The sequence below is a fragment of the Vibrio sp. SALL6 genome (assembly GCF_002002385.1).
In the GTDB taxonomy this organism is placed as follows: Bacteria; Pseudomonadota; Gammaproteobacteria; order Enterobacterales; family Vibrionaceae; genus Vibrio; species Vibrio parahaemolyticus.
In genome coordinates, this window is record NZ_MQVK01000040.1 from 1 (window position 1) to 26,806 (window position 26,806).

At 44.1% G+C, this 26,806-nt stretch carries 26 protein-coding genes and 2 pseudogenes; 8 read left to right on the forward strand and 20 right to left on the reverse strand.

Annotated elements, in window-relative coordinates:
• Positions 1-376: 376 nt before the first annotated feature.
• The 5 genes and pseudogenes from BIW15_RS21725 to accD form a co-directional block, all read right to left on the reverse strand.
• Positions 377-872: pseudogene (locus BIW15_RS21725) on the reverse strand (YcxB family protein).
• A gap of 223 nt (positions 873-1,095) precedes the next feature.
• A complete protein-coding gene (locus tag BIW15_RS21730) occupies positions 1,096-1,356 on the reverse strand; it encodes a DUF5062 family protein (RefSeq protein ID WP_005376453.1) in 261 nt (86 codons plus the stop codon).
• 82 nt (positions 1,357-1,438) lie between these two features.
• A pseudogene (locus tag BIW15_RS21735) lies at positions 1,439-1,798 on the reverse strand (threonine aldolase); the annotation flags it as partial.
• A gap of 9 nt (positions 1,799-1,807) precedes the next feature.
• Positions 1,808-2,668, reverse strand: a complete 861-nt coding sequence (locus BIW15_RS21740) for an immunity 49 family protein (protein WP_077281598.1) — start codon at positions 2,666-2,668, stop codon at positions 1,808-1,810.
• 240 nt (positions 2,669-2,908) lie between these two features.
• Positions 2,909-3,778: an acetyl-CoA carboxylase, carboxyltransferase subunit beta gene (gene accD, locus BIW15_RS21745; RefSeq protein ID WP_053806047.1), complete on the reverse strand. Its 870-nt coding sequence runs from the start codon at positions 3,776-3,778 to the stop codon at positions 2,909-2,911.
• A 109-nt stretch (positions 3,779-3,887) separates the two neighbouring features.
• Here accD and BIW15_RS21750 point away from each other — a divergent pair, with 109 nt between their 5' ends.
• Positions 3,888-4,793 (forward strand): LysR family transcriptional regulator, encoded by a 906-nt coding sequence (locus tag BIW15_RS21750; protein WP_041170573.1) that lies wholly within the window; start codon positions 3,888-3,890, stop codon positions 4,791-4,793.
• Between the two features lie 204 nt (positions 4,794-4,997).
• Here BIW15_RS21750 and BIW15_RS21755 read toward each other — a convergent pair whose 3' ends face one another.
• A complete protein-coding gene (locus BIW15_RS21755) occupies positions 4,998-7,640 on the reverse strand; it encodes a hypothetical protein (RefSeq protein WP_077281599.1) in 2,643 nt (880 codons plus the stop codon).
• A 309-nt stretch (positions 7,641-7,949) separates the two neighbouring features.
• On the opposite strand from BIW15_RS21755, the gene BIW15_RS21760 reads away from it, so the two are divergent.
• Together BIW15_RS21760 and BIW15_RS21765 are read left to right on the forward strand one after the other, a co-directional pair.
• Positions 7,950-9,710, forward strand: a complete 1,761-nt coding sequence (locus BIW15_RS21760) for an ABC transporter ATP-binding protein/permease (RefSeq protein WP_077281600.1) — start codon at positions 7,950-7,952, stop codon at positions 9,708-9,710.
• Between the two features lie 293 nt (positions 9,711-10,003).
• Positions 10,004-10,396, forward strand: coding sequence for a hypothetical protein (locus BIW15_RS21765; RefSeq protein ID WP_077281601.1), 393 nt, complete (start codon positions 10,004-10,006; stop codon positions 10,394-10,396).
• A 39-nt stretch (positions 10,397-10,435) separates the two neighbouring features.
• Here the strand turns inward: BIW15_RS21765 and BIW15_RS21770 are convergent, their stop codons facing one another.
• The 4 genes from BIW15_RS21770 to BIW15_RS21790 form a co-directional block, all read right to left on the reverse strand.
• Entirely contained in the window at positions 10,436-11,440 is a 1,005-nt protein-coding gene (locus BIW15_RS21770) for a metal-dependent hydrolase (protein ID WP_077281602.1), read from the reverse strand.
• 324 nt (positions 11,441-11,764) lie between these two features.
• Complete coding sequence (locus tag BIW15_RS21775; RefSeq protein WP_047707498.1) at positions 11,765-12,232, reverse strand: hypothetical protein; 468 nt, start codon at positions 12,230-12,232, stop codon at positions 11,765-11,767.
• Positions 12,233-12,326: 94 nt separating this feature from the next.
• Positions 12,327-13,355 carry a phospholipase A gene (locus tag BIW15_RS21780; protein WP_179115325.1) on the reverse strand — a complete coding sequence of 343 codons (1,029 nt, stop codon included), beginning with the start codon at positions 13,353-13,355 and terminating at the stop codon, positions 12,327-12,329.
• Positions 13,356-13,589: 234 nt separating this feature from the next.
• Positions 13,590-14,093 (reverse strand): DUF2938 domain-containing protein, encoded by a 504-nt coding sequence (locus BIW15_RS21790; RefSeq protein WP_069501917.1) that lies wholly within the window; start codon positions 14,091-14,093, stop codon positions 13,590-13,592.
• Positions 14,094-14,177: 84 nt separating this feature from the next.
• Between BIW15_RS21790 and BIW15_RS21795 the strand changes: the two genes are divergently transcribed.
• The gene (locus BIW15_RS21795; protein ID WP_025535241.1) at positions 14,178-14,585 is read left to right on the forward strand and encodes a helix-turn-helix domain-containing protein; all 408 of its coding nucleotides are present in this window, start codon (positions 14,178-14,180) and stop codon (positions 14,583-14,585) included.
• 63 nt (positions 14,586-14,648) lie between these two features.
• Here the strand turns inward: BIW15_RS21795 and def are convergent, their stop codons facing one another.
• The 7 genes from def to BIW15_RS21830 form a co-directional block, all read right to left on the reverse strand.
• On the reverse strand, positions 14,649-15,155 hold the full coding sequence (gene def / locus BIW15_RS21800) for a peptide deformylase (protein ID WP_005395192.1): 507 nt from the start codon (positions 15,153-15,155) through the stop codon (positions 14,649-14,651).
• Positions 15,156-15,375: 220 nt separating this feature from the next.
• On the reverse strand, positions 15,376-15,834 hold the full coding sequence (locus tag BIW15_RS21805) for an ABZJ_00895 family protein (protein WP_053313710.1): 459 nt from the start codon (positions 15,832-15,834) through the stop codon (positions 15,376-15,378).
• 32 nt (positions 15,835-15,866) lie between these two features.
• Positions 15,867-16,196: a YceK/YidQ family lipoprotein gene (locus BIW15_RS21810; RefSeq protein WP_053313711.1), complete on the reverse strand. Its 330-nt coding sequence runs from the start codon at positions 16,194-16,196 to the stop codon at positions 15,867-15,869.
• 315 nt (positions 16,197-16,511) lie between these two features.
• A complete protein-coding gene (locus BIW15_RS21815; protein ID WP_005395194.1) occupies positions 16,512-16,763 on the reverse strand; it encodes a DUF2999 family protein in 252 nt (83 codons plus the stop codon).
• Between the two features lie 100 nt (positions 16,764-16,863).
• Positions 16,864-18,309: an AGE family epimerase/isomerase gene (locus BIW15_RS21820; RefSeq protein WP_179115326.1), complete on the reverse strand. Its 1,446-nt coding sequence runs from the start codon at positions 18,307-18,309 to the stop codon at positions 16,864-16,866.
• A 113-nt stretch (positions 18,310-18,422) separates the two neighbouring features.
• Positions 18,423-18,959 (reverse strand): AAA family ATPase, encoded by a 537-nt coding sequence (locus tag BIW15_RS21825; protein WP_179115327.1) that lies wholly within the window; start codon positions 18,957-18,959, stop codon positions 18,423-18,425.
• Between the two features lie 294 nt (positions 18,960-19,253).
• Positions 19,254-20,600 carry a magnesium transporter gene (locus BIW15_RS21830; RefSeq protein ID WP_024701301.1) on the reverse strand — a complete coding sequence of 449 codons (1,347 nt, stop codon included), beginning with the start codon at positions 20,598-20,600 and terminating at the stop codon, positions 19,254-19,256.
• A 212-nt stretch (positions 20,601-20,812) separates the two neighbouring features.
• Here BIW15_RS21830 and BIW15_RS21835 point away from each other — a divergent pair, with 212 nt between their 5' ends.
• Positions 20,813-21,688: a universal stress protein gene (locus BIW15_RS21835; protein ID WP_005395202.1), complete on the forward strand. Its 876-nt coding sequence runs from the start codon at positions 20,813-20,815 to the stop codon at positions 21,686-21,688.
• A gap of 45 nt (positions 21,689-21,733) precedes the next feature.
• Here BIW15_RS21835 and BIW15_RS21840 read toward each other — a convergent pair whose 3' ends face one another.
• Together BIW15_RS21840 and BIW15_RS21845 are read right to left on the reverse strand one after the other, a co-directional pair.
• Complete coding sequence (locus tag BIW15_RS21840) at positions 21,734-22,123, reverse strand: MazG nucleotide pyrophosphohydrolase domain-containing protein (protein WP_005395204.1); 390 nt, start codon at positions 22,121-22,123, stop codon at positions 21,734-21,736.
• A gap of 26 nt (positions 22,124-22,149) precedes the next feature.
• Complete coding sequence (locus tag BIW15_RS21845) at positions 22,150-22,578, reverse strand: PaaI family thioesterase (protein WP_029799265.1); 429 nt, start codon at positions 22,576-22,578, stop codon at positions 22,150-22,152.
• A gap of 210 nt (positions 22,579-22,788) precedes the next feature.
• Between BIW15_RS21845 and gloA the strand changes: the two genes are divergently transcribed.
• Both gloA and BIW15_RS21860 read left to right on the forward strand, forming a co-directional pair.
• Positions 22,789-23,175: a lactoylglutathione lyase gene (gene gloA / locus BIW15_RS21855; protein ID WP_077281605.1), complete on the forward strand. Its 387-nt coding sequence runs from the start codon at positions 22,789-22,791 to the stop codon at positions 23,173-23,175.
• Positions 23,176-23,186: 11 nt separating this feature from the next.
• On the forward strand, positions 23,187-24,287 hold the full coding sequence (locus tag BIW15_RS21860) for an alkene reductase (protein WP_077281606.1): 1,101 nt from the start codon (positions 23,187-23,189) through the stop codon (positions 24,285-24,287).
• Positions 24,288-24,406: 119 nt separating this feature from the next.
• Here the strand turns inward: BIW15_RS21860 and BIW15_RS21865 are convergent, their stop codons facing one another.
• Positions 24,407-24,682 (reverse strand): nitrogenase-stabilizing/protective protein NifW, encoded by a 276-nt coding sequence (locus tag BIW15_RS21865; protein WP_021448454.1) that lies wholly within the window; start codon positions 24,680-24,682, stop codon positions 24,407-24,409.
• A 241-nt stretch (positions 24,683-24,923) separates the two neighbouring features.
• Here BIW15_RS21865 and BIW15_RS21870 point away from each other — a divergent pair, with 241 nt between their 5' ends.
• A complete protein-coding gene (locus BIW15_RS21870; protein WP_077281607.1) occupies positions 24,924-26,774 on the forward strand; it encodes an acyltransferase family protein in 1,851 nt (616 codons plus the stop codon).
• Positions 26,775-26,806: the final 32 nt, after the last annotated feature.

Sequence of the window (26,806 nt, forward strand, 5' to 3'; positions counted from 1 at the left end):
ATCTATTACTTATAATTTATACTTAAAGGACGGTAATCTTTTGAGAAAAGGCGGAAGTGATAACGCAATATTTAACGTCAAAGACATGAATAACGACTAGAAAATTTAAAGTGAGCCATCTATCTGGGCCTGTTTTAATATTCAATTTAGCTTGGAGATACAGCAAATCAGAACAATTTTTTTGCAATGACGGACTTTTTGTTAGCAGGAAGTTAATTAGTATGTTTCGTCCACTTAGATTTTGGTCGCAACTCACTTTGGGGCAAAAACGAGTTAGCCAGCGTCGCAGTTTCTTCCTAACAACCTTTTTAAAACTCTGTGCCTAGATCAAAAAAGGCGAACCCATTGGCTCGCCTCTTTTGTCAGTAAGGATTTGTTAGCTCGCTTTTGATCCGGCGTGCTGCTCTACCATAAACGCAATGACTTCTTCGTTTAAGCAAGATTTGCTTGATGTATTGGCGTTGTTTACCAAGATGAAGGATAAAACCTAGGTCTGTTTGTTCGAGTTGGTCGATTTCACTCCAAGCGAGGCTGCGATCGATTTTACCGCTTTTATAGCGCACGCCATCTGCATTCACTTCAAACACCACTTTGTTGCCACGGCTTGAACTGATGGTTTGACGCCATAGCCACCAGGTTCTTTTGAAGTAAACGCTACACGCTTCAATCACACTCAATACGATAAAGAACCAACCGACGTAACCGTTAGGTAGCAGTTCAAACTCCAATAAGACCACACCAAAAATGAGAAAGAGTAATCCTTTCAAATACGCTTGTGGGAACTTCGTTGGCTGGCTAGTTTGATCATAACACTCAGCAAAAAATGGCTTGTCGAGTGTGTATTCTGTGGTGAATTCGAAATCTTTAGACATGTATGGTTACTTCAAGGCTTCTGTAAATGAGTATTCTTGGTTGCACTCTTGCAACGCGAGCATTGTAGCGCTTCTCTGGCTTTATCTTTAGCCCTTTTGATGCTGATTTGTAAATCAATGATAACGAAACATTAGAAGACCTAGGTGCACTTGCCAAGATCAGACAAGGCGAACCATCTGGCTCGCCTTGTGAATTAATGACCTATGTAACTTCTTGAGGCTTTTACTTTAGAGGGTCGTTGTCTGGCAACGCACTGTGTATCCATACTGCCAGTCGGTGTTTGATGCTTGCGCCATCTAGCTTGCTTTCCGGTAGTGGCGTGATCTGTTTGGCATCGACCAAGAATAGGTAAATCGCTTTTACTCTTAGAGGCTGTGGTGACTGTGGGAGATCAAAGCCTTGTAGCTTCGCCATCTTCCCACCAATCTCTAGTGCCTTTTTAACCAGTTTGTCTTCATTGTGAAGCTTGGAGCTTTTTGACATTGATAAATCCTCTTCTTCGCTTCAATTAAGAATACATGAAGTGTCACGTATGGCGTGTTAGTAAGCTCGCATATTGATAAGTTTATGCCTTACCACCGAGTAACTGGTTGAAAAATGACCTTAATTCTTCGTCACCAAGGTTGAGCAGGTAGTCACCGACATACCACTCAACGATGGATTGATGTGGATGTGCCGTGACTTGCGGATTACCAAACCAAATGCCCTTCTCTGTAGCAAAAGTATGTTGGAGTTCTTTCAACTTTTCACAGCTGAAAGGTAGGATAAGGTGCAACATGTTTGCTTGCGGTTGGGTTAGTCTTACCGCCAAAGATGGGAACTCATCAATGATCTTGTAGATTTGTTTTGTTCGCTCAAACAGAGCCCGCAGCTGCGCCAACCTTTCATCGAACGGCATTGCTGCAGACACTACATAAGGTGTTCTATCAATGATTTATTTAGAACAAAGATCCTGTTCACCGTAAACGAGCCACTTCGGCAAATATGCGGTTTCTGGAATTGTCCAGCCATACTTATCGTATGCCAATGCAGCAAGACCAATCAGTTTCAAAGAAACATTCCCTTTTGGCGAATAACGAACATCTTCATTCATGTAGAACTGGTAATGCGCCTCTAACGCATCTCTCAGTGCTTGTTGATAATGCGCCTCATCGCCATCGATAATGGCAACAAACACATTCACAAATGGAACAAACAAAGAATGTACATATGGCACTCTGGTTGATTCTAAGTATTGCGGAGAAGATTTCTCCATCACAGTTTGCAATAACTCAGGTAACGCTGATGAATTGCTAAATACACCGTTAACGAACTCGACTAGCGCAACATCGAATGGATCTTTTAAACGCACTAACGACTCATCCATAATGGTCATCAGCTCTACGCAGCGCCAATCTCTCGCGGCCATCGTTAAACAGATTTCATCCAACCAAGCATCCATCGTTCCCCCTGCAACAGAACGGTTACCTACTTCCGAAAAATGTCGGTGCCCAACGGAGAATTCAACAACTTGCTCTGAATGATTGGCCAGTAAGTACACGTTATTCAGTAACTCAAGCGCTCTTTTTATATAAGCTGGCGAGGCCTGATGTTGTCCATATTTTGAAGCAGTGAAGAATGAGTGGAGCGAATGCCAAGCGTCGCTACTCATTCTTTTGAGAGGTTGCTGATAAAAAGATTGTTTGTCATCCAGCATTTTTTCCCAAAAACTGTAGAAACGTTCGTCTTCTTCACGAAAAATACGCAATTTTCTTTCTTCAGGTATATCTAAATAGTGATTTTTCATTGGTTCCATCGTTCCCTAGCCTCGCATTATAAGTTGTTCTAATTTTTTGCCGTGATGATAATCATCCTCAAAATCAAGCAGTGAATGATGCCGAAGTTGTTTTATGAAATCAATTTATAATCAGTATCTTATATCGAAAAGCAATACTTAATTGAAATGAACCGAAAAGCCGCCTTTTACGCCACCAAATCAATCGATTGCATAGCGGTGAGTATCTTAAAGAACATATAAAGCATGAGCCAACCGCAATTACTTAACTTCTAGTCGGATGCTTGTATTGGTGAGCTTTGCTATCAACCCACCTATTCTCGCGCGCATATCGTGCCTTTGCACAATCATATCTAAAGCGCCATGCTCAAGCAGAAACTCGCTTTGTTGAAAGCCATCCGGTAGCTTTTCTCGCACGGTTTGTTCAATCACACGACGCCCTGCAAACCCGATTCTTGCCTCAGGCTCACCAATATTGATGTCCCCCAGCATTGCCAAGCTTGCCGAGACGCCGCCAAAGGTTTGATCGGTCAATACCGAGATATAAGGCAAACGTGCATTGGATAAACGCTCTAACGCAGCGCTGGTTTTGGCCATTTGCATTAAAGCCATCAGCGACTCTTGCATACGTGCGCCACCGCACGCAGAAAAGCAAACTAACCCGCAATTTGCCTCTATCGCCGCATCCACGGCATCAACAAAACGAGCGCCCACGACGGATCCCATCGAGCCGGCCATGAAAGAGAACTCGAACGCGCAAGCCACGATGGGTAATCCCAACAGTTCGCCTTTCATCACGACCAACGCATCTTTCTCGCCAGTACTTTTTTGAGAGAGAGCAAGACGCTCTTTGTAGCGTTTCTTGTCCTTAAAATTGAGCAGATCTTTCGGCTCATATTCGCTAGCAAGCTCTATACGCTCACCTTTGTCCAAGAAGCTGTCTAAACGATGTCGCGCAGACATTCGCAAATGGTGTTGACACTTGGGACAAACTTCCAAGTTTTCCTTGAGCGCGATGCGATACAGCACTTGGTCACAAGACGGACACTTAGTCCATACGCCTTCCGGAATCGACGCTTTACGCGTATTGATGATGTTCTTTTTATCTAATAGTTTTTCTAGCCAACTCATTGGAAAACCTTTATGCCCAAACAACAGTAACTTGCATTGTATAAACCTGTTTTAAGTAATAAAGTGCAACTTATTGGCTTTATAGTTCAACAAAATGGGATTAATGGAGATGCTTGAGAAAATTGATCAGCAATGGCTAAAAAGCTTCCATTGTGTCTACGAGAACAATAGCTTCAAAAGAGCCGCCGAGTTTTTATCTCTGCCGACATCAAATGTCAGTCGCCACATTGCGTTACTTGAAGAACAGCTTGATGTGCGTTTATTCGACAGAACGACTCGACGAATCTGTGCAACAGACGCTGGAGAACAGCTTTATTTACGTACGCAGCCTTTGTTAGACAAGCTGAATGATGCGCTTGAAGAAGTGACGCGACACTCTCGTGAAGTCATGGGGCAGCTCAACGTTGTCATGCCAGATTCACCAGAACTAGCTAAAGCCGTCGTCTCTTTTTGTGCTCAGTACCCTGCTATTTCATTGAATTGCGAGACGAACCTCAGCCCTAAAGAGGACTTGCTCGATGGGTTTGACGTTATCGTAAGTTTTCACCGCGGCAAGCTTGAAGACAGCAATTGGATTGCAAAAGAGATCAAGCGTTGGCCCAGTGTTGTGGTCGCGTCACCTAAGCTACTGCACACACGTCAGAGGCCTTTCAAAATTACCGATTTGAAGCACGTTCCTTGTATTAGCAGCTTCACTGCATTGAAAGGTACACCTTGGGTTTTCAAAAACTCAGAAGGAGAACAGATAACTCAACGAGTAAAATCTGCATTTAAGGTCAACAGTGGGCAACTTGCTAAAGCCGGCGCGTTAGCAGGATTCGGCTTTGCGATTCTACCTATTGAGTTTTGCCATGAAGAAATCGAATCAGGAGATCTGGAAGTGATCGAACTGGAATATGAACCAAAAGATTTGGTGTTGTATGCCTTTTACGCTTCCAGAAAACACTTAGCCAAGAAGATCCCGGCGTTTATCGAGCACTTAAAACGCCAAGCGAATAACGAAACAAGTGGGTAACTGTCAGATCAGGTCTGAATTAGTACCAAATTAACACAAGTAACCTTATCCGCTCTTCTTTGACTTAGGGTAAGTCTTGCATTTAGCAAAACGCAAAACTTGCCCCCATGATTAGAAACTTATCAAACCATTCATTCTCGTTATTAGCTTGACACAAAATTTAAGTCAGATCGCAAAGATTCACCCTTGCGCAATTTCTTCGCTTCATGCCATTAAGTTTTTAAGACGATGCGCATCCGGATGATTTTCCTGAATAAGTACCCGACTCAATGCTTCAACGAATTCACGCTTCATGACATCAGTCGATGCTTGCTCAGGTTGCGTCATTGTTAATACTGCAAACGGATTGGGTGCAAGGTGAATGTCTTTCCAGATACTTCTACAAATCTCCGCATGAAGATGTTGAGGTAATTGTCCTGATTGTAAAAACAACCCCATGATACTGTCATCATTCACAGACCATAAATGACGGTAAGCACCTTCAAATAGTTGCGATGGATGGAGTTTTCCCCTGAACCCTTGACGGCTGTACAAGACATTTAACACATCTGCACTCCATTGCTGCCAAATATCTTCAGGCAAATGAGTTTTCAGGTTGGCATACTGACTGATAATCCAGATTGAATCGACATACATAGAGTCTCCACGAACTAGCTCACTCAAAGTCATAAACCAGGATTCTATTTCCGACTTATTACGTTCGTTATACCCTTCTACTTCTAACGTGCCTTTTAATACTCCCAAGTAGAAAGTCACATGATCAAAACGTCGTCGATATCCCTTCTGTTTCACTGCCAATATTTCAGTCATCAGCTCAGCACGAGATGGCATAGAAAGCCGACAACTTAATCGACTTAACTGGAAAAATAGCTTCCACACCCATTGAGGGAATACTTTAGCAACCTCATTCAATAATGAAGTCAATAATTCAGGTGTTATTTGTTCAGGGCAGTCATTTAAATAGTCAAGAACAACCTTTAGTGGTTCCACTGCATAATCACCATCGCCTGGCTTACTTTTCCCTTTGTTCACTGAAGGTATCAATGCGACAGCCTGATCCACTCTACCTGCGACAATAAACAGCTGAATGATAGCACTGCGATCGTCATAGTTTTTTTGATATTTCTTCAACTGAGCTGCTTTTAATGCTGCATGAACAAACGCTTCATCCTGCCAGTGCTTCTTGACAGCGTCTAATAGAGCAGTTGCAGTTTTACATGTTTTAATGACCGAAGGAATATCTGCAACCTCTCCCGAATAAGGCCGTTCATTCTTACTATTTTCGCTTTCACCAATAGTGATGAACGGTTTATCTGCACGGAACCCTCTACGATAATACGGCGTCCACTCTTCAACTGACGTCGCCTGACCAAGTTTACCAATAACTCTTGTCGCTTTTAACAAATCTCCCTTTGTAAACCAATAAGCAGCCAGTAACGTTAGAGGTTTATTTTGTTCACTCTCTACATAGAATTTTTCTGCCTTATCTAACAACTCCGTAGTTAAATAGGGAAGAAGACGCTTTGTGTAGTTACCAAATTCATCTCCTTCTGGATACGCCTTAATTAGATAGGGTAATATACGTTCTGGTTGCCCTTCAAAACCCCACGCAACACCATTTATTAGAGCCGATTTCTGCCAGCGAGGAGCAATTTCCGAGTATAGCCTTTCTAGTTCATCATCGGGTAGGCAAAGCTTACACCCTAGTTTTAACCGATTTTCTTCTTTTGCGCCGAATGGATTTTTTTTGTCTTCATCAATCATCCTTTGTTCAACTAGCGCGGAAACATCTTTGCCAGCTTTTACTGCATTGGCCAGTTCAGTGTCGGCATCTGGCTTGTGCTGACTTTTGCTGTCTACATATTGGTTGAGGATAAATACAGGGTCATCAATAGCCGACCAATCATACCCAATCAGTTCAACATGTTCCTTTAAAGCCTCAATTGAGCATTTTTCCATCTGATAGGATGCCAATTCTAAAGCGATGCTAGCTCTCTGATTGAGATCGGCACTCCAGATATACTTACTTAGCGACTCAGCAATTTCATACCATCGCTCACAATTTTGTTTTCCTGCAAGCCTCGCCGCTGCGACAACTGCACGAAATGTACCGCCAGAGCGACAATCTCTTGGCGCATAATGACGAGCAAGACGTAACAATCCTTTATAACAACGCTGCACTTCAAGGTGATTGCTGTCTAAGTTGATGGTTGCGAATGTTTCAATAGCTGTGCCATAGGCAGCCGCCTCATCCCCCCCGTCTTGAATCATTGGTCTAAGTGCACCAAGAGAACTCAAGCTACAAATTGCTTGATCTTTTAGCTTCCCATCGGCTAATCCTCGGATAATCTCAGCCCATGACTCTGCTACGTACTCGCGATTGTAGGTATTAGATGCCTTTGCATAAGGTATCGCTTTTTCGTGCTTGCCTTGGGCACAGAGAGCGCGAATCACGCCCTCCAATGCGCCATCACTACGGGAGTATTGGTTACGATACATGACATCATCATAAGGTAATAAGACACCAACTTTTTCTGTCCAAGTTCGGTTCAACTCATGATAGATCTCCGAGGTTTTCAGCGACTCAACAGGTACATTTTCACGTAAACCCTGTGTGAATAACGGTAACTGAGTGACATCTCCTTCCAATTCAACCAACTGAATTTCAAGCATTATGGTGCTCAAGTAGTATTGCAGTTCATTTAATTCTTCTAGTGCCGATACTGCACCACAAACATCACCGAGCTTGAGCTTATCGTAGGCATCCAAGAAAGGTCTACATCCTTCACCCGGTTGTGAAGACAATAATTTTTCAGCAATATCGTACCAGTTTATTACTTGTGGCATTAAGCCAGCCTCCTGCTTATTGAAAGGTTAGAATCCAAGAAAAAAATTATTATAAACCAAATACTTAAAACAAAAAAGACTAATTCTAAAGCATTATTTTTTATCACTAGAAATTCGAATGAAAAATGGGTGTACCATGAGTTAGCTAATTGGAGTAACCTCCCCTGACAATTCTTTGATTCCTTGGAGTCAAATAGCCTACCCTAGCCTCAGTAAAAAGTCGTCTTTTACTCGAACGAGAACGCCGCTGGTCTCCCCCACCAAACTCGCTTACTATGCCAATTACCTAAAACGCTTTGTGAGTCACTCATGAGCAGAAAAAATAACAAAAATCTCAGCATTCTTCTTAAACTCAACACCTTTATTGCACCCTATAAATGGCGGGTTGCAGCGGCTTTGGTTGCACTTGTCGCAACAGCAAGTTTAACGTTATCCGTTGGTTATGGAGTACGTATTCTTATCGACCAAGGGTTTGCACAGCAATCATTGCAAGAGCTTACCAATGCGATTCAGTTTATTGTTGGTGTCACACTGTGTATTGCCATTGGGACATTCTTTCGCTTCTACCTTGTATCTTCGGTGGGTGAGCGCGTCAGTGCGGATATTCGCCTTGCGGTGTTTAACCATGTGATTACGCTGCATCCGAGCTATTTTGAGACCAACAGTAGCGGCGATATTATGTCGCGCCTGACTACCGATACCACGTTGCTGCAAAGCATTATTGGTTCATCGTTCTCGATGGCGATGCGTAGCGCTTTGATGTGCTTTGGGGCCATCATAATGTTGTTTGCCACCAACGTTAAGCTCACACTGATTGTGCTGGCTTCTGTGCCTTTGGTTCTGGTTCCGATTTTGTTTTATGGACGACGCGTGCGTGCGCTCTCTCGCCAAAGTCAGGACTCAATGGCCGATGTCGGCAGCTACGCTGGGGAAGCAATAGAACATATTAAAACCGTGCAAAGTTTTAGCTCAGAGTCGCATGAGCGAGCGGCTTTCGCCGTCGAAGTGGAAAAGGCTTATGAAGTGGGCAGACAGAGAGTAAAACAACGCGCGATCCTGATCTCTGGCGTTATTGTGATTGTATTCAGCGCAATTGCGGGCATGCTTTGGGTTGGCGGCAGCGATGTGATTCACGGAAAGATGTCTGCGGGTGACCTAGCAGCGTTTGTGTTTTACGCCATTATGGTTGCCTCATCGACTGCAACCATTTCCGAAGTCATGGGCGAATTGCAAAGAGCCGCAGGCGCTACCGAGCGACTGATTGAGATCCTTCAAGTAGAAAGCGATATTAAAGCACCAAGCAACCATTTGCCTGTCCGTTCAGACATGTCTGCTGAAGTTAGCTTTAAGTCGGTGAATTTCAACTACCCTTCTCGCCCAAATCAACCTGCTGTCAAAGGATTAAATTTAACCGCTGAACAAGGCAAAGTATTGGCGTTGGTTGGCCCTTCTGGTGCAGGTAAAACAACGCTATTCGAACTGCTGCAACGCTTTTATAACCCACAACAGGGGCAAGTGTTGTTTGGTGGCGAAGATATTCGACAGTTCGACCCAAACGAGCTTCGACGCCAAATGGCACTCGTACCTCAACAACCAGCGCTGTTTAGCCATGATGTGTTTCACAATATTCGTTACGGCAATCCAGAAGCTACAGATGAACAAGTCATCGAAGCCGCCAAAAAAGCCCATGCCCATGAGTTTATTGAGAAGCTTCCCGAAGGCTATCACAGCTTTCTAGGCGAGCGCGGCGTTAGGCTATCAGGCGGTCAAAAGCAGCGCATTGCGATTGCTCGCGCGATTCTAAAAGATCCAAAAATCTTACTGCTGGATGAAGCCACCAGCGCCCTTGATAGTGAAAGTGAACATCACGTTCAGCAAGCACTTGAAGCACTAATGAAAGGACGCACAACGCTGATCATTGCTCATCGCCTTTCGACTATCCAACATGCGGATAAAATCGCGGTGCTGGACAATGGTGAGTTAGTCGATGTTGGTAACCACCAATCATTAATGCAAAGCTGTGAGTTGTATCAGCGACTTGTGGCGTTGCAATTTAAGCACTTAGAGTAACGCCTAGTTAAGACCCCAAAACAAGCAAAGGCGAACCAAACGGTTCGCCTTTTTCTGTTCATTCACTTCCGTGAACTTTGTGCAATCCAAACATCCTTTCGCTCATCTAAAAAACCTCACTCCACTATTTCACCACTCCACTTAGAAGACGAACAATTTCATTCGTAACAAATCTGTTTTCAAAATAGGAAATCACCACTGTAAAAGTTCACCGCGTTTTGTCTTGCTGACTATGGTTACAATATTTGTGAAATCAATGCCTTTAAACCAAATTAAAAGTAAGTGGCACCGATATGAACAGCGAAGCGAAACAACTTTTTTATCATTTATGTCAGCAATACGACGCGCTCTCTCAAGATCTAGAGTCTCGCGCATTTCCTGAGTTTTCCGAGACCATCACTCATCCGCTTGGACACTGCTTTGTCCGTTGCCCTGTAGGCAGTCAGCGCTTTTCCATTGTTGCAGTCAACTTTTCGCCCTCCGTTCGCGGGCAAGGTGTGCTTACTGCATTTATCGACTACATTAAAAGCCATCCATATCATTACCAAGGCGTTGAAGTCGCTATCATTGAAAACAAAAGCTTAGCAAAACGACTGTTGTCTCTTGGATGGAAGTACAAATCTCTGTTTAGCAAGTTCTTCTTTGCTAATAAGCCGACGCTGGTGAAGGACTTTCAATCGGCTTGATAGTCACTGAGTCACTCCCCATGTAACCCAAGTAAGAGCTCAATCAAAGTCCGTAAGCATATTGAGAAAAGTTTGGCGGCCTTCCGCTGTACTACCTCGATGAGCAGTGTATTCGACGTGTTCATCCGCGCTGGCTTTTGGGGATAGATTGATGCCCCACAGCGCATTAATTTGGTTTGGCACGATGGAGTAACGCACATCAACAATTCGCATTTCGTCATCCGGGTCTTGCACTACAAAACCATTTGAAAACCAACGGAAACGTTCAATATCTTTCGCTTGCTGAGATTGTGGGTCGAGCCATGGAAATTGTGTTTTCACATTGAGCTTTGGTGTGGATTCGCCAGGATAGATTTTTATTGAGCGCCCCACTCTTACCGCATCCACATAGTAGTTATCTTCCGTTTCATAAATCACTTTCCAGACCAAAAGATTGCCGAAGGTTGGTTTTGCTTTTAGCTGCACAGCGCTGTGCTGTCGCTCTTGGGCAATTTTCCATCCGGCCGCTTCTGCTCTATCTCGTTGAATAACCCCAAGAGTCAGATAAGCCAGAGACCATAGAAATGCGACACGCGCGTAATTTCGATTTCGATTCAGTGCGGCAAACAAAAGCAGGATCAAAATAGGAAGAGAGAAAGCGGGGTCGATAACCGAGATCGTGTTCCAGGCATAGCGTGTGTTGCTTATCGGCCAAAAAAGCTGAGTCCCATAGCTGGTGCAAGCATCTAACAGCGCATGGGTGCTATAACCAAGAGCACAATAAAACCAACTCTGTTGAAAGTTTAGCTCTCGTCTTTTTGCAAACAACGGATACAACACTAAAGCACAGAGAAAACTGCCAAAAGGGATAAACAATAATGAATGGGTAAAGTGTCGGTGATATTCCAAAAACAGTAATGGGTCACTTGATGAACGGATAAGTACGTCCAAATCCGGAGCCATCCCAGAGGCCACGCCTAACACGCCAGCAGCCACAATATGCCTCTTGTTACTTGCAGACTGTGGCAAAGCAGCGCCTAGTAAACCTTGCGTTAACGGTTCCATTATTTACGCCCACCACGATAACGTAGGCGAGAGAGAAGGCATGTGCGCTTCAAAATCGGTTCAAATTTAAAAACCAGAACGTTCTCCGACATAAATTATCCGTATTTAAATGGATTGGAAATCACGGCTTAATGATGCATTAAAGTGTTCGAAAACAAATGCTTTGATTTTAGTGTAAGAAGGAATCGCCCTATTCGCTAGTGAGAAGCAAACCTGAAGCGAGGATCGAGGTGTACGTCAGAAGTCCAAAACGGCGGATTTTACAGACGTAAAATAAAATAAGGCGAACCAGATAGCTCGCCTTGTTTACTGAACGATTAACGACTAAACACCTAAGTCTTGAGGGTTTTCTTTCGCGTTGATTTCAGCGTAAGTGTGCAGAAGCTCTGTCAGAGTTTTCACCCAAGCAAAAACATCCGAAGGGGTATTTTCGAGTAGTTTTTCCACTAGTTCACAGTGTGTTTCTAGCGTGATTGCCTCTTCCAAATGGAATGAAATCGCATAGAAATGCCAAAGCACCAGTCGCGTCATTCGCTCGCTATTTTGCTTTGCATTGTCTGAGTCATCAAACGCTTGTTGAATTTCACTCAGTGCGATTGCTGTCATGCGTAGCATTGCATCAAGACGTGCAGACAACATACGGTCTTCGCTATCCACTTCTTCTTGATCAAAAGTAAACAGCTCATTCATCACGTCTTCTGGCACCATTTTACTGATCATGCGAGCACTAAACTCTTCCAGTTCATGGCGAGGCATGGTTACAAGACAATCGAAGGTGTAATCACGAAGCATAAAAATCACTCTAGGTTGGAAATCAATTTCAGCCACGCATTCTAAATACTGAAATCTCAATTGCCAGCGTTTATTCTATTGGGCTATCGAAAAACTACAGAACACCGTTGATCGCGATACCAACACCAATGCGCTGCTGATTATGGTCGTAGTCAATTAGGCTTTTGCCGTATCCAGTCGAGTATTGAGCATATCCCCTAACTTTTCCCCAAATTGGAAACAACAAACCGATCTCAGCATAGCCTTTATGCGTTTTAAAATTCTCGCGCCCCAAGAACGTCAACTCGTAATCGTCCCATTTATAGGCGCTTGTTAGCTCAAAATGCCCCATGTAATCTTCGATATCTGGGTTATCATCGCCTTTAGGATCATTCGGAAAGGTTTTTTCGTCCTCAGGTATGCGCCACCAAGGCTGGATAGAGGCGACAAAATTGTCTTTCGCAAAGGTTAAGTTGGTATAAACGCGGTTCCAACTGCGCGATAGCTCTTGTCTTTGGCCATTTGATTCATGCTCAATACCGAAACCCAGCCAAGTTGAGCCACCAAGCGGCTGCCAACTTGTAGGAGTGAAGTAAAACAGCTCAGGACGATAATTGGTTTCGCGAAACGGACGCGACGCATCCCCCGTGTATACCTGCCAGAACGATTTGAGCGTCATACCAAAAAACAGGCCATCGCCGTCAAACAACAAATCGTCGTAGTTCATTGGTACTTTAAAGCTGATTTGAAACTCTGCCTCTTCCTTACGCAGTTCATCGCCGTATTTGGTGTCGGCATACGCACGTTTATTTACGCGATCACTATAAGTAAACGGCAGAATGTAGTTAATTCGATGTGCAACCAAGCTAAAAGGCTCGAACGCGGTTTGCTTTTCTGATTCCAAACGTTTATCGATCAAGCTTTCCTGCGGTTCTTCTGCTTCTTTCGTTGTTGACTCGACAGACGCAGTGCTCGTGACGGTATCTAACTCACACTGCTTGCGAATGCTCTCGATCGTTTCTTCGCCATTGCTTTTTTTGATTGTTTCTAGCAAACATAAATCGTATGCGCTTGCGGTCTCTCCCATCGCCACCGGAGCTACTAATAAACTCAGTATCGATATCCCTGTCGCTTTTGAAGCCATCTGAAATCCTCAATAATCTTGATGTCAAACCAGACAATTCTAATTTTTATCGGTAAATCACTTGCCATAACGGAGTTAAGGTAATGTTAAATGTTGGCCGACTTTACGTCTTGGATTGATACGACAGATTTAAAAGATATCTGCTCACTATGAACAGAGCGCCAAAAAACAACCAAGAGTTGAGCATCATAAATCCAAACCGAAAACAGCACGTTTTTATGATGCTCATGCTCACTACATAAAATACTGACTCACACCTCTGATAGCGAATGCGGTAATGAATAAGCCCAATCCATAAGCCAAATGCGCCAATGTGCTAAGAAAACGAGCTTTCCAAGGTGTTGGGGTTTTACTGGCAGCAAAACCAAATCCTAAACAAGGTTGAATGACCAAAAATGGGAACACCAACGTTACCGCACCTGTAATTAAGCCAGGTGTTAGGCTAGGCTCTACCAACCAATGATGACCAAAAACAGCAATGTGAGCCAAAGCGAAAACAACGCCAATGGCATAATGCAAAAACCAACCGAGTGCTTTTTCTCCCGGCATCGGGTCTGTTGACATAATTGGCGCATGCACAAGCTTCCCTTTTGGCATGCACAAAACCCAGCGCGCAACCAATGCATAATTTAATGAGGGAATACCAAACACTCTCCTTTGTAGCCAAGCCCATAAATCCATTATCACAGTCGCACCAATCCCTATTAGCGCCGCTTGTAATCCTATTAAAAACAGCATTTTTCGCTCCTCAAGTTTTTGATTTGTTAAGGTCTTAGTTGCATGCTACAACTTAAAGCCAACTTGAAGTCAATGAGGAATAGTATGGATATTGCAGAAGTGGTTATAAAATCAGGATTGCCGACCTCAACGCTCAGATACTACGAACAATTGGGGTTAATTCGTTCAATAGGAAGGAATGGATTGAGACGTCAATATTCGCCAGATGTACTCAATAAACTCAACTTAATTAGTTTAGGGCGTATCGCTGGAATATCACTTAACGAAATGGCGGAAATGTTGAATCACTCAGAAGGTTCAAAACCATACATTGATCGTGACTTACTGGCGAAAAAGGCGCTTGAGATTGATGAACAAATAACACGTTTGAAAGCGGTGCGAGACAGCCTAAACCATGTTGCCTCCTGCCCTCATGAGTCACATATGGACTGCTCTTCATTTCAGAGGCTTATGAAGGTCGTAAAGCGTTATGTCCCCAAAAAACCGAGATAAACCACTCTACTTATTCTTGATTTAAAAGGAAGCAACTCGCGGTTGTGAGTTACTTCCTCCATCTTACTTAGCTTGCGCTTTTACGTACTTCTTCACTTTTTTCATCGCCATTTTTTGCTTTAGCGGTGAAAGGTAATCAATGAACAAGTTACCAGATAGGTGATCGATTTCATGCTGCATCACAATCGCCAAGAACTCATCGCTCTCGATTGTAATCGGGTTGCCATCACGGTCCAATGCAGACACAACAACTGATGTGTAACGCTCTACATCGGCGTAGTATTCGGGAACAGATAGGCACCCTTCTTGACCAAGCGCTTTGTTTTCTCCGCTCACCACTTCTGGGTTGACTAAGATTAAAGGATCATTGCGTTCGTCAGAGATATCGATGACAACAACCGCCTCTTTTCTGCCCACTTGGGTTGAAGCTAAACCGATGCCATTGCCCGTTGCGTAAAGTGTTTCTAGCATATCGTCGATCAACGTTTGTATTGTCGATACGTCAGTAACTTTTTCTGCTTTTACTTTAAGCCTTGGGTCTGGAATGGAGAGAATTTCGAGGACTGCCATACTTACCTTTCGTTATCTGTAAATCGTAATTTCCGGCGAATTATACACACGTTTGGGCAGACATAAACATGTTGAGTTTTCGTGGAAAGAGCGTTTCGTCTAAAACATTCGATTTTGCTAGAGACCAAAGAGGCACAAAGGAGAAGAAAACTATAACGCCAGCACGATATGGCTGGCGTCTTTTTTACATATCAATCTTTAAGCGTCCGTTATATGTGAGTTACGCACCCTTTTGCGCTTTTAGCAAAACCTTAATCGCCATTTTTTCACCACTCTTAAAAATAAAGTACGCGAGACAAACGGTTATTAAGGTTAATACAACGATAATAATACTGAACCAACCTAGTTCCGCTATCAATTCAAATATAGAGATGCCCAAAAACATTAAGATGAGAGAAAACACCACTAAGCTCGATAAATTCCAAAGCAGCACTGAATACCACCTCGTTCTCGAAGGCATTATATTCCCTGTTTTATAGCCAAAATAATATCCTACACTCATCGCTGGTATTAACGTCCCAAGAAAGCCGACACCGTTCATTTCCATGCCAGAAATGTACTCAATAATAAATAGCAGTATGGCCAAACAAACTGATGCCAAACACAAAAGCGACGTTACAAAGAGCACCGAGGGAGCGTTGTTTTTTATTGAGTAATTATTTTTCGATTCCACTTTCATTTCCTTCCATTTATTTGAATAAAATAAGCGTGTTAGATCATGCTGCCGCTTGGACAACCTAGAGAAACAACACCGCCATAACTCGTTGTGGGTGTAGCTACCATGATTAAATCAACAGGAAGAAACACAACGTCCGTTGCTAACGACAAAGGAATGTCAATCAATGAAAGTGGGTATAACGCGATGGAAGTAATATCAGCTCTTAAATAGCAAGGTTGTCGTGCGACTGATAACGCGGTGCCTGAAAACGGCCTTCCATATCCGCCACCAGCATGCGCATCTATAGACGAACACCCCACCATTAAAGATGCTGACACCACAAGAAATACAACTTGTAGCTTTTTAAATATATTTATTTTCATTTAACCTAGATTCCAACTAACTATTATTTTTTAAAACTAAACCCTCTCTCAAATTGTATATTCAATGAATTTACTCATATGGGCCTAGTGCAACCATGTTAATACGTTCTATGTATTAGAAACAATTCATTTATTTCCAATAGCACCCGTGAGTTCATGCGACGTGACTAGAATCGCACTTAATTTTTTTATGCAAGCACCAAGTTAAGCTCAACCTATTCGCTTTCCCGTTGGAGTCGCGTACCTTTCATCTGATGTAAAAAAGCCGCCAGAACCATTTGGCTCTGGCGGCTTTTGTTTTTATCGAAAACTCGATTACTGCTGTAGCTTCGCTTTGGCTTCTACTACTTTGGAGAAGTCTAGGCCCAGCTCTTCCACTGCTTCTTTAATCAGTACAGGGTTTTGCATTACCTGCGCCATTAACGCTTGAAGCTGATCTTGTGGCAGACCTAGTTGGCTGATAGTTGCCATTGCAGCCAGAGGGTTTTGAGTTAACGCCTGAAATAGCTCGTTGATTTGCTCGTCGCTAATATTGTTTTCTTTCAACATCGCAAGAATCGGGTTCATCAAATTACCTTTAAATACTATTTAAAACAGACCCGCAGTTTACCATTGGGTTTTGTTAGTTTGCACGCAGACTTTAACCACCACACCACCATCGACCAAGTTATGGTCGAATATTGGTGAAGGTTGCGGTAGTGACTCCATCACTTTGCGACGAAAGCGCTTTTATATCCGCGTTAAAGTAATATGGATTAAGTGGCATTTTACTCTCGGCTGGTCGCGCGTAGTAAAGCTTGGCAGGCTGTTTTGCCATTTGTTGCGCGTACAAATACCCGACCAACGCATGTTCAAACTGGTGGTAACCATTTCCCCAATGGAACGCTTTGGTTGATTTAGGATTCAGACCAACACCTCCGTACTGATGATCCACCCACACGTCCATAAAGGTGGGTAACGTGTATTGAAGCGTTTCTTTCATCGAACCATCGACAAGAGAAACCGTCATCGCCGCTTGATCGAGTTCTGCCCATTCCCAAGACGAGCTGTAATGCTTGTGCGGTCTTGATTGCCAAGCAAGAATGCTCTCTTGCGTCCATTTACCCTGCCATTCTGGAGAGAAGAGCGCTTTGACTTGCTCAAAGTTTTGCTGGTATTGCGCTTGTTTAAGCGTGTGTTTCATTCCTTTGAAACCAAACTCTGTCCAATTGGAATTCTCCAACAACTGACCAGTGAGATACGTCATCCAATACGCTTTGATGGTGTGTCCAAAATCATTGTGTTTCGCATCTGGCATCATTACCGCTTTGTGGTGTATCGCGCCATAAAAGCGCTGCTCTTTGTCGGAGTGGTAGTTATCCAGCATCACTTGCGTCAGCCACTCCAGATCTTGTTTCCACTTGGCTTGCGCTGGCTCTGGTAAGAGTGGTGCCGTTAACAACAGATAGCCATTGATCTGGTCAAGTTGAGCGACTAACTCTTGCTGCTTCTCACTTTCCCCATCACCATCTTTCAAAACCCACGCCAAACCGCGATCATCGCTTCGTCGGTATTGTTTAAATATAAACGCTTGCTGGTCGATAAGTGCTTGTTCAACCTTTGGATCTTGCGTCAAGTAGTAGTACATCGCCAAGCCCACCAAGGCGTAAGCTTGGTCTTGAGAAGTTCGCTGTTGCCACTCCATCCCCGGTTTTCCACTACGCGTAAAGCTCACGAAGCCACCGTTTTTCTCATCTTGTAGATGATCAATCAGGTAATAAACCCCTTTCTTGGCTAGCTCTAATGCTTGTTTGTCACCCGTAAGATGAAAAAGCACGCCATAAGCGTAAGTTTGACGCGATTTCATGCGTGTGTATTCGCGATCGAAGTGCGGGCTAATCCACCCTTTGTTTAATTCTTCACACGGCTTTTGTGGGTCGAGAATGACACCGTTATCACAACGAAATGTCGGAAAATTCCCCGCAGGTTGCCCATGCGCACTTTCCATCATCCAATATGGCGCTAGGCCATTTGTCACATGGTTTAACCAATCATCCCCCGAAGGCAGGTCCACATCAGCAAAGCTGTTCATGCTCGTCGTTGCGAGCAATAAGGTAAGATATTTAAAAGACATAATACTCAATTAAGTTATTGAATTTTATCCAGTATAAATAACTCCCTTTACACATATTGTCGTCGTGGTCACAATCGCCTTACGCATTTGTTTGCATTATTCATCTGTCTGCCTTATTCGATGACTGAGTCGAGAATAAACGCCACTCTGTCTTCGACTGACATTTGGGGCACTTCGATCAATTGATAACCGAACTTGTGGTATGCATCGACCATCTGTTGATACGTGGCGACCGCTTCAGAAAAATCTTGTTTTCGCTCTTCATCGTTACTGAATATCGATGCCCACGGTGGAAAAATGAATACTTGAGAATGATAACGAAGCGTTTGGCAATGCGTGATGAGCTCATCCGAGATTGGCAGTTGTTCCAACTTGCTGTAGCCATATACATCCACAATACTGCGATCAAAAAACACCTCCGCCTGGTGCACATTGAAAGCTCGGTAATTGCCCACTTCTTCTTTTGTCATTTCGTCTCTAAAGGCTTGTTTGTCATTCCAAGGTAATGCTGAACCGTGATTCGCAACCTGCGTTTGTATCACGTGACGACCAGTTTCTGGCGCGCAGATAAAGCCTTGTATTTTTAGTTGTTCGATAACCGAGGTTTTTCCTGCACCGGGACCACCAGTGAATACGATGAGTTTGTTCAAAATCTTTTCCTTATTTTTTGTTTGAGTGAAGTAATACGTGTACAGCCAAGAAAATTGGCATCATTTGGCGTTTGAAATTGGCATGGCATTTGGCACGCCAGCGTTAAGCGAGATCGGCAGTGGAAAGTTTTAGGATAGAAATGAGCAGTGAAAAATATTGATGAAATGAAAGCTTAAATGGCGTGTTCAGCGTTTATGAAAAACGGAGGAATTTTGAGCGAAACAAACTTACCCAAAAAATTGGGTTGGAAAATGGAGAGATTGGATCATCAGGTTAACGCGTCAATTGGCTTTCTATATCAAGAAGATGGCACCTAAGCCTAAGAACGCAAAGAAACCGACGACATCGGTAACGGTTGTCAATACTACCGAGCCAGCCACGGCGGGGTCAATGTTAAACTTCTTCAACGTGAATGGTATCAACGTACCCGATGCCGCGGCCGCCAAACTATTGAGGAAAATTGCGCAACAGATAATAAGCGCCAATGGCCAAGAGTCAAACACCATGTAGACGACCCCCGCGATGACTAATCCCATGATCAAGCCATTAATGGTAGCGATTTTTAATTCCTTATTCACCAATAGCTTCAAGTTACTTTGGTGCAAGTGGTTCAATGCGATACCCCGAATGGCCACCGCTAAGGTTTGGCTACCTGCGATACCGCCCATACTCGCCACAACAGGCATTAAGATAGCAAGCGCAACGACTTGCTCGACCACATTATCAAAAATACCAATGATGGCAGAGGCAACAAAAGCGGTCAGCAAGTTAATCACCAACCAAAGTGCTCTTAGCCTTGTCGCCACAGTTAATGGTGTGAACAAATCTTCTTCACTTCGTACGTTTTCTGCCACTACAGCTTGTAGGCTGAGTTCACGCAAGGTAATCGCGATGGTCGCCATCGACAAAACGCCCATAATTTTGCCACCAGCCATGATAGGAAACCAATGCGCTCCACCATCAATCGAGACCTGTTTACTGACGCTTTGAATCGTTTGGATATCTTCAAGAATTGGCGTGACTACGGTCAAGTCTGTGAGTTTTGTATGATTCTCATGCAGCAACAGGATTTGAGGTTCTATCGTCCCAATAACGCCTCCGACATCGCGCACAATGATCAATCGCACCGGGCTTTGTCCACGTTTTAACAACTCGGTTTTGATGCCTCCTACGCTGTTTTTAGGATTTGCGACTAAAAAATGCGGCTCGGCATATCTCCCCACTTTGTTATCTTCATACGACAGCGCTTGTTGAATGTGCGCGACCGACTCTTCACTTTGGTCGATAAGGTACTCATCCACAAACTCGGTCGGTAGAAAGTCTGCAAAGATGATCAGTTCCGAATCCGTGATGTACGCTAAGCGTTCATGTTGCAGCTCTTTGTTGAGTGATTGATGAATGTGCTTGGCGGTGTCATATCGCAGCAAATTTAATACCGTCCAGTACTTCTCTGGCGGCACCGCTTCTATCACGCGTTTACGATAAGCAATGTTGACCGACTCCAAAATGTTCGCGATTTGCGCTTCCTGATAGTCTTTCAAAAAACCGAGGTCTTCGGTCGACTCTATCGCTTTAATGATCTCGGCAAGCAAATGAGGCACTTTGCGATTAATTTGTAATTGGCTGGAATCTATCATCATTGTCACCGATTTCCTTGGGCATCACGTTAGTGTCAACACGATGTCTATTACCTAAAGGCATGAGATCCTGATGTTAAAATTCTAGGCAATGGCGCGCACAATTGCGGAATTTATATTTTGCTCGCAGAAACAGAACGTCTTTGCATAAGGGGATGGTATAAACTTTTAGTGTGCATTAGGCGCATTTGCCTCGTTTGATAATGGAGTAATCAATGGCACCAGTATTTTTTCTGACTCAGCAAGCAGCCTTACCAAGTCGTAAGGTGCTTCGTAAAGTGATTCAGTTTGCGACAGCGCTGGCTCAACCCATCGTGGTATTGGTGGAAGACCACCGCCGGAGTGAAGATCACGCGTTCGCGCATTTCCTTAGTTTCAACTCTGACCATATAGAAAAGAGACAAGCTGAGTTTGAAGCTTGGACATCAAAATTTAAAGACTTCGTTATCGAGCTTTGTGAAGAAGAGGAAGTTGAAACGCCAACCCTCTCTTATGAGCATTTCAAAGGGAGTCATTGGATTGCTCAAGTCGCGAAACGGCTTGTCGACCACACAGATTTACTGCTCGTGGGGCATTTTAACAAGCATGACATTCAAACATTACTCACCGAGCTAGCAAAAAACGATTGTGATTTATTGCTATTAAGTGAGCGTTCATGGCCTTCTCACGCCAACATGCTTTGCGCGATAGATCCGCTTCATCGCGGAGATGCAAAGTCGGTGGTAGATAAAGCCATCGTATCGCGAGGCTCAAAGCTAGAAAAAACCTTGAGCGGAAAAATGACATTGGTTTACTGCCGCTACGTTGCGCCTTATCTGTCTCGCTATCGTGCAGAGATTTTGAGCAACCAAAAAGCAGGCATTACGGACTTTATTACTGCGCAAAAGTTAACACGAGTACCACTACTGCTGCCAGAAGGAAACCCTGAAACAGCGTTACCAAAAGCAGTTAAGCAATCACAAGCGGCAATTCTGATTATGGGCGCGTGTAAACGAAGCATGTCATCCCAATTTTGGTCTGGCAGCACTGTAGACACGTTACTTGATCAACCGCCTTGTGACCTGCTGTTGGTCAATAGCACGAAGGATTGATCAGGCTTCTCCATTCCGCCGCATCTTAAATAATATCACGCGCAGTTATTGGCTCTTCATGGTCTCTAACTGCGCGGCTTCATGTTCCGCGTTCAAGGCTTGTTTCTGCTGCTGTTTAACCTCATCCCAACTGCGTCCCGATTCAATCGCAGATACACGCTGCTCGTATTTAGTGCAGGCTCTTTCGAGTACTTTCTCAGGATCTATGCCCTTTTCTCTTTCCAACGCTTTTAATACGTTAAGATAGTTCCACAACACATCGCCTAACTCGTCTTCCAAATGACAAAGGCGGTCCTCACGAATCTCTTCTCGGACTTCATCGACTTCTTTGCCAATGGCCTCCAGATAAGTCTCTACGCCTTTAAACCAAGTGTTGGTTTGGTCATATTGAGATTTTCTCGTCGCAATTGCGTACAGCTCATCAAATTTCTTCATTATCTCTCCGTAGAACGAGTTTTTATTTACGCCTCTTTAGGACGAATAAACTTCCCTTTTGCCGTCACTCTAACTTCATTATTGACCAGTAATTGAGCCACCAGTTGATATATACCGCGGCGTTCACCTTCACAGTGTGCAGTAATCGTGACGTGATCATCTAGCTCAATAGGTGCATGGTAGCGCACATCCAACTGCGCGGTAAGGGCTTGAATGTCTCTAAACAACAAACAGTGCGTCATTGCACCATCGAGCAGCGAACTCGCAATGCCACCATGCAACAGGTCGGTGTAACCCTGATGACGCGGTAAAACGTGAAACTCTCCGACAACAGAACCATCGGCTAGGCACTGGTAGTTCACAGCCAAAGAGTTCGGATTCACATCGATTGAAGAACAAACCGCACATTGATAATGAGATTCGTGAGTGGAATGAAAGTGACTGTTTGCGGACATGTTAAGTACTCAGCTTGTAAAAAGAGTAATTAGCATATGCCAATTATCAAAAAGAAACGGCGAGTAATCTTTGTTTGCACGTTGTAGGGCCAACAACCTCATTATCCATAACGTTAAATAATCATTTTCATAATTAACGATAATTTCCAGTTTGTTTAGAGTGGCGATAAGGTTTGCATCGTGATTACGCAACGTTATGAAAGGCGACTTATGAAGTTTCTCCACACGATGATCCGTGTTGTTGACCTAGACAAATCTATCGAATTTTATACAAAAGTTCTGGGAATGAGCGTTTTGGATCGTTTTGAAAACCAAGAATACCGTTACTCACTGGTGTTTGTTGGTAGCCCTGATCAACCAGATGGCGCGACCATCGAGCTAACTTATAACTGGGATACCGGCAGTTACGACTTAGGTAACGCATTCGGACACATAGCGCTTGGGTGTGAAGACATTTACGCAGCTTGCGAAAAAATCAAAGCGCTTGGTGGTAACGTCACTCGCGAACCCGGTCCAATTAAAGGAGGAGAAACGCACATCGCCTTCATTAAAGATCCCGACGGCTACCCAATCGAACTGATTCAAACTAAACAATAACAAGGTTTCCTATGACAGATGCATTATTTCAACCGATTCAACTTGGCTCTCTTTCATTAAAAAACCGCATCGTTATGCCTCCGATGACGCGCTCTCGAGCCTCTCAACCGGGTAATGTTGCCAACGACATGATGGCCACCTACTACGCTCAACGCGCCGAAGCGGGATTAATTGTTGCTGAAGGCACACAAATTTCACCAATGGGTCAAGGCTACGCGTGGACACCGGGTATTTATAGCCCAGAGCAAATTGCTGGCTGGAAAAAAGTAACTGATGCAGTGCACGAGAAAGGCGGCGTTATCTTCGCGCAATTATGGCACGTTGGTCGTGTGACTCATCCTGACAACATCGGCGGCGAGCAACCTATTTCTTCTTCTGCGCTTAAAGCAGAAAACGTGAAAGTATTTATCGACAATGGCACAGACGAACCTGGCTTTGTCGACGTGGTTGAGCCGCGTGAAATGACCAAACAAGACATCAAGAATGTTATTGAAGAATACCGCCAAGCCGCATTAAACGCGATAAAAGCTGGGTTTGATGGTGTCGAACTTCATGCAGCAAATGGCTACTTGGTTAACCAGTTTATCGATTCTGAAGCGAACAACCGCACCGATGAATACGGCGGCTCAATTGAAAACCGTCTGCGTTTTCTTGGTGAAGTGGTCGAAGCGATGACGCAAGCCATTGGCGCAGAGCGTGTTGGTGTTCGCCTTGCACCATTCACTTCGTTAAACGGCACCGTTGATAGCACACCAGTCGACACCTACACCGCTGCTGCTGCGCTGCTTGATAAACTCAATGTGGTTTACATTCACATTGCAGAAGTGGATTGGGACGACGCGCCAGACACTCCGCAGGACTTTAAAACCGCAGTTCGTGAGGCGTATAAAGGCACACTGATCTATGCCGGTCGTTACAACGCAGAAAAGGCGCAACACGCGATTGAGAGTGGTTTAGCCGACATGATCGGTTTTGGTCGTCCGTTTGTTGCAAACCCAGACTTACCAAGCCGCATCAAGCATGGCTATCCACTGGCAGAACATGACCCTGCCACATTGTTCGGCGGCGGTGAAAAAGGCTTAGTGGACTACCCTGCTTATCACGCGGGTTAACTCATCTACGTAAAGCCGATTCGCAACTCGCGACAAACCAATAGCTAACCCAAAAGAACCTTGCTCTTCCCCCTGTAACGCCAAGATGCAGGGTTCTTTTTTAGGCTAAGCCACCAGAGTTAACGTCTTTGACAAGATGTACAACCTCGGCACGCAGAGCGCGTCGTTTTACTTAGTAAACTGCGTTGTACTTTACAGTAGGCGTTTTTGAGTGCGCGGCGGCCTGAAAACCAATCATCCGGTTTAGTGAGGATTAAGTAGCCGTTAAATCTCTTAACCAACTCGGTTCGATTGTTTTCGATAAATCGGCTATCAAACTCGATTTCGAAGTAATCCAACGCTTCTTCGATACAAGTAAAGCTGGCAATTTTTTCCTGAATCGTATTCTTTGTCATTGTTTCTTTAGCGTTATCATTTTCAATGAAGTCTAAGAGCCTCGCGCTTTACGTTCTTTGATTTAGCGCTTCTTAACATCACTCTTTCTGGGATTTCCATATTGAAATTCAATTTGGGAATTCGTTATTTCCCCCAGCCTTTTCATTTTGACAATCAATTTAAGGTGCTGATTTAAAGCAACATTATTTCTGGTTCATATTTTGCTCTACTTCGTTAAACGGAATGTTGGAGGGACACAATATGACTTACAGAGCGGAAGTGGACGGATTAAGGGCGATTGCTGTCACGTTGGTGATTTTGTTTCATGCAGGAGCTGAGCAATTCGCTGGTGGCTTTATTGGCGTCGACGTATTTTTTGTTATCAGCGGCTATTTGATCACCACCATCGTGATTAACGATTTGGAAAACCAGAAGTTCAGCCTCGGTGATTTTTATGAGCGACGCATTCGCCGCATACTTCCCCTGCTACTGGTGGTGATTGCCGTCAGCTATTTGATGTCTTGGTGGCTGTTTTTGCCACAAGCACACAAAGACGTTGGTCAGTTCGCAGTGTCTTCTATACTTTCTTCATCCAACATTCTTCTGTATTTAAAAGGCCACAATTACTTCGGTTTAGAAGATCAAGCCAATCCGCTATTTCACACCTGGAGCTTGGGCGTTGAAGAACAATACTACATTGTCATTCCTTTGCTACTCATGCTACTCGCTCGTGGCAAAAACGCGTTTTACCTGACTTTTTTCATCGCAGTATTTGCGCTGAGTTTGATGACTATTGTTTATGCGAGCAACGATCCTGATTTCGCCTTCTACATGATCTTCTCTCGTGCTTGGGAGCTGGCAACCGGTTCATTACTCGCATTGGTAATGAGAAAAGCCCAAGTTCAATCCAACGATACGCTGGCAACCATTGGCATCGTTTTGATATTGGCCTCTGCACTTTTGTTTGAAAAATCGCAAGATGGCGCGGGTATCACTTTGTTGGTGCCGGTCATCGGTAGCGCGTTAGTGATTTTGTTTGCCTCTAAAGACAATGTCTGCGGTAAATTGCTGAGCCTAAAATGGGTCGTGTTCGTCGGCTTAATCAGCTACAGCTTGTACTTGTGGCATATTCCGCTATTTGTGTTTTACCGCTACATGCTGGACGCAACTCAAGACGTCAATATCTCGCTTTACATTGCCGCTCTTTTTGTACTGTCTTACTTCACTTGGCGCTTTGTGGAAAAGCCGTTCCGCAGCCGAAAAGCCATGAGCATGCGCACTGTGTCTGCGGTTGTTGTGTTGTTGACGCTGCCCTTGCTGACGTTCGGCGTTATTGGTCATCAAAACGGTGGTTTTCCAGAAAGAAGTGCATTTTTCGAGGCCATGCGCGTTAACAACGGTTACGGTTTAGATTGCAACGGCAACACCGACGTTAACGATGTGTGCTCGTCTGCACCGCAGCCTACCATCGCTGTGTTAGGTAATAGTCACAGCATGGTTTACGTAAAGCGTCTGTCCGAAGTCACACCAACTGGCGTGGTGCAACTTACTCAAGATTCCTGTGCGGTCGGTTATGTCGACATCCTCGAAGCTGCTGGCTCAATTTCTTGCCGACAGTTCTTCAAACAGGCAGTCGATACCATTTTGCGTACCCCTTCTATTCGTCGCGTCGTTATCTCTTCCAACTTCAATAAAGAGCTTTCACAAGCCGATTACGAGGCATCATTGACTGGTTTGTTAAATGAACTGGAAGGGAAAGAAGTGGTCGTTTTCGGCCCAACCCCTTCCGCACCGTTTGCGGTAGGAGAATGCCTTTGGAAAGCGCGTTTGTTTGGCGAGCCGGAAGAGTCCGCATGCGATTTTTCTCCCAAACGACATCACCCTCAAAACGTGGCGAAGTTAGTGAACTACTTTGATCGATTTGAGCACGTTGAGTTTGTCGACTTGACCGATGCCATTTGCAGAAATGGTGTATGTCGAATGAAAGTTGGTGCGAACAACGCCATGTATACCGATGACAGCCATTTATCTTACAAAGGTGCTGAGTTGGTGCTTGGGCATTACCACAGCAGTACGAATGAAACTCAACAGTTCACTTACGACCGACAATAACCAAGGAATAAGCTTTTATGCTTCAGCGCTTA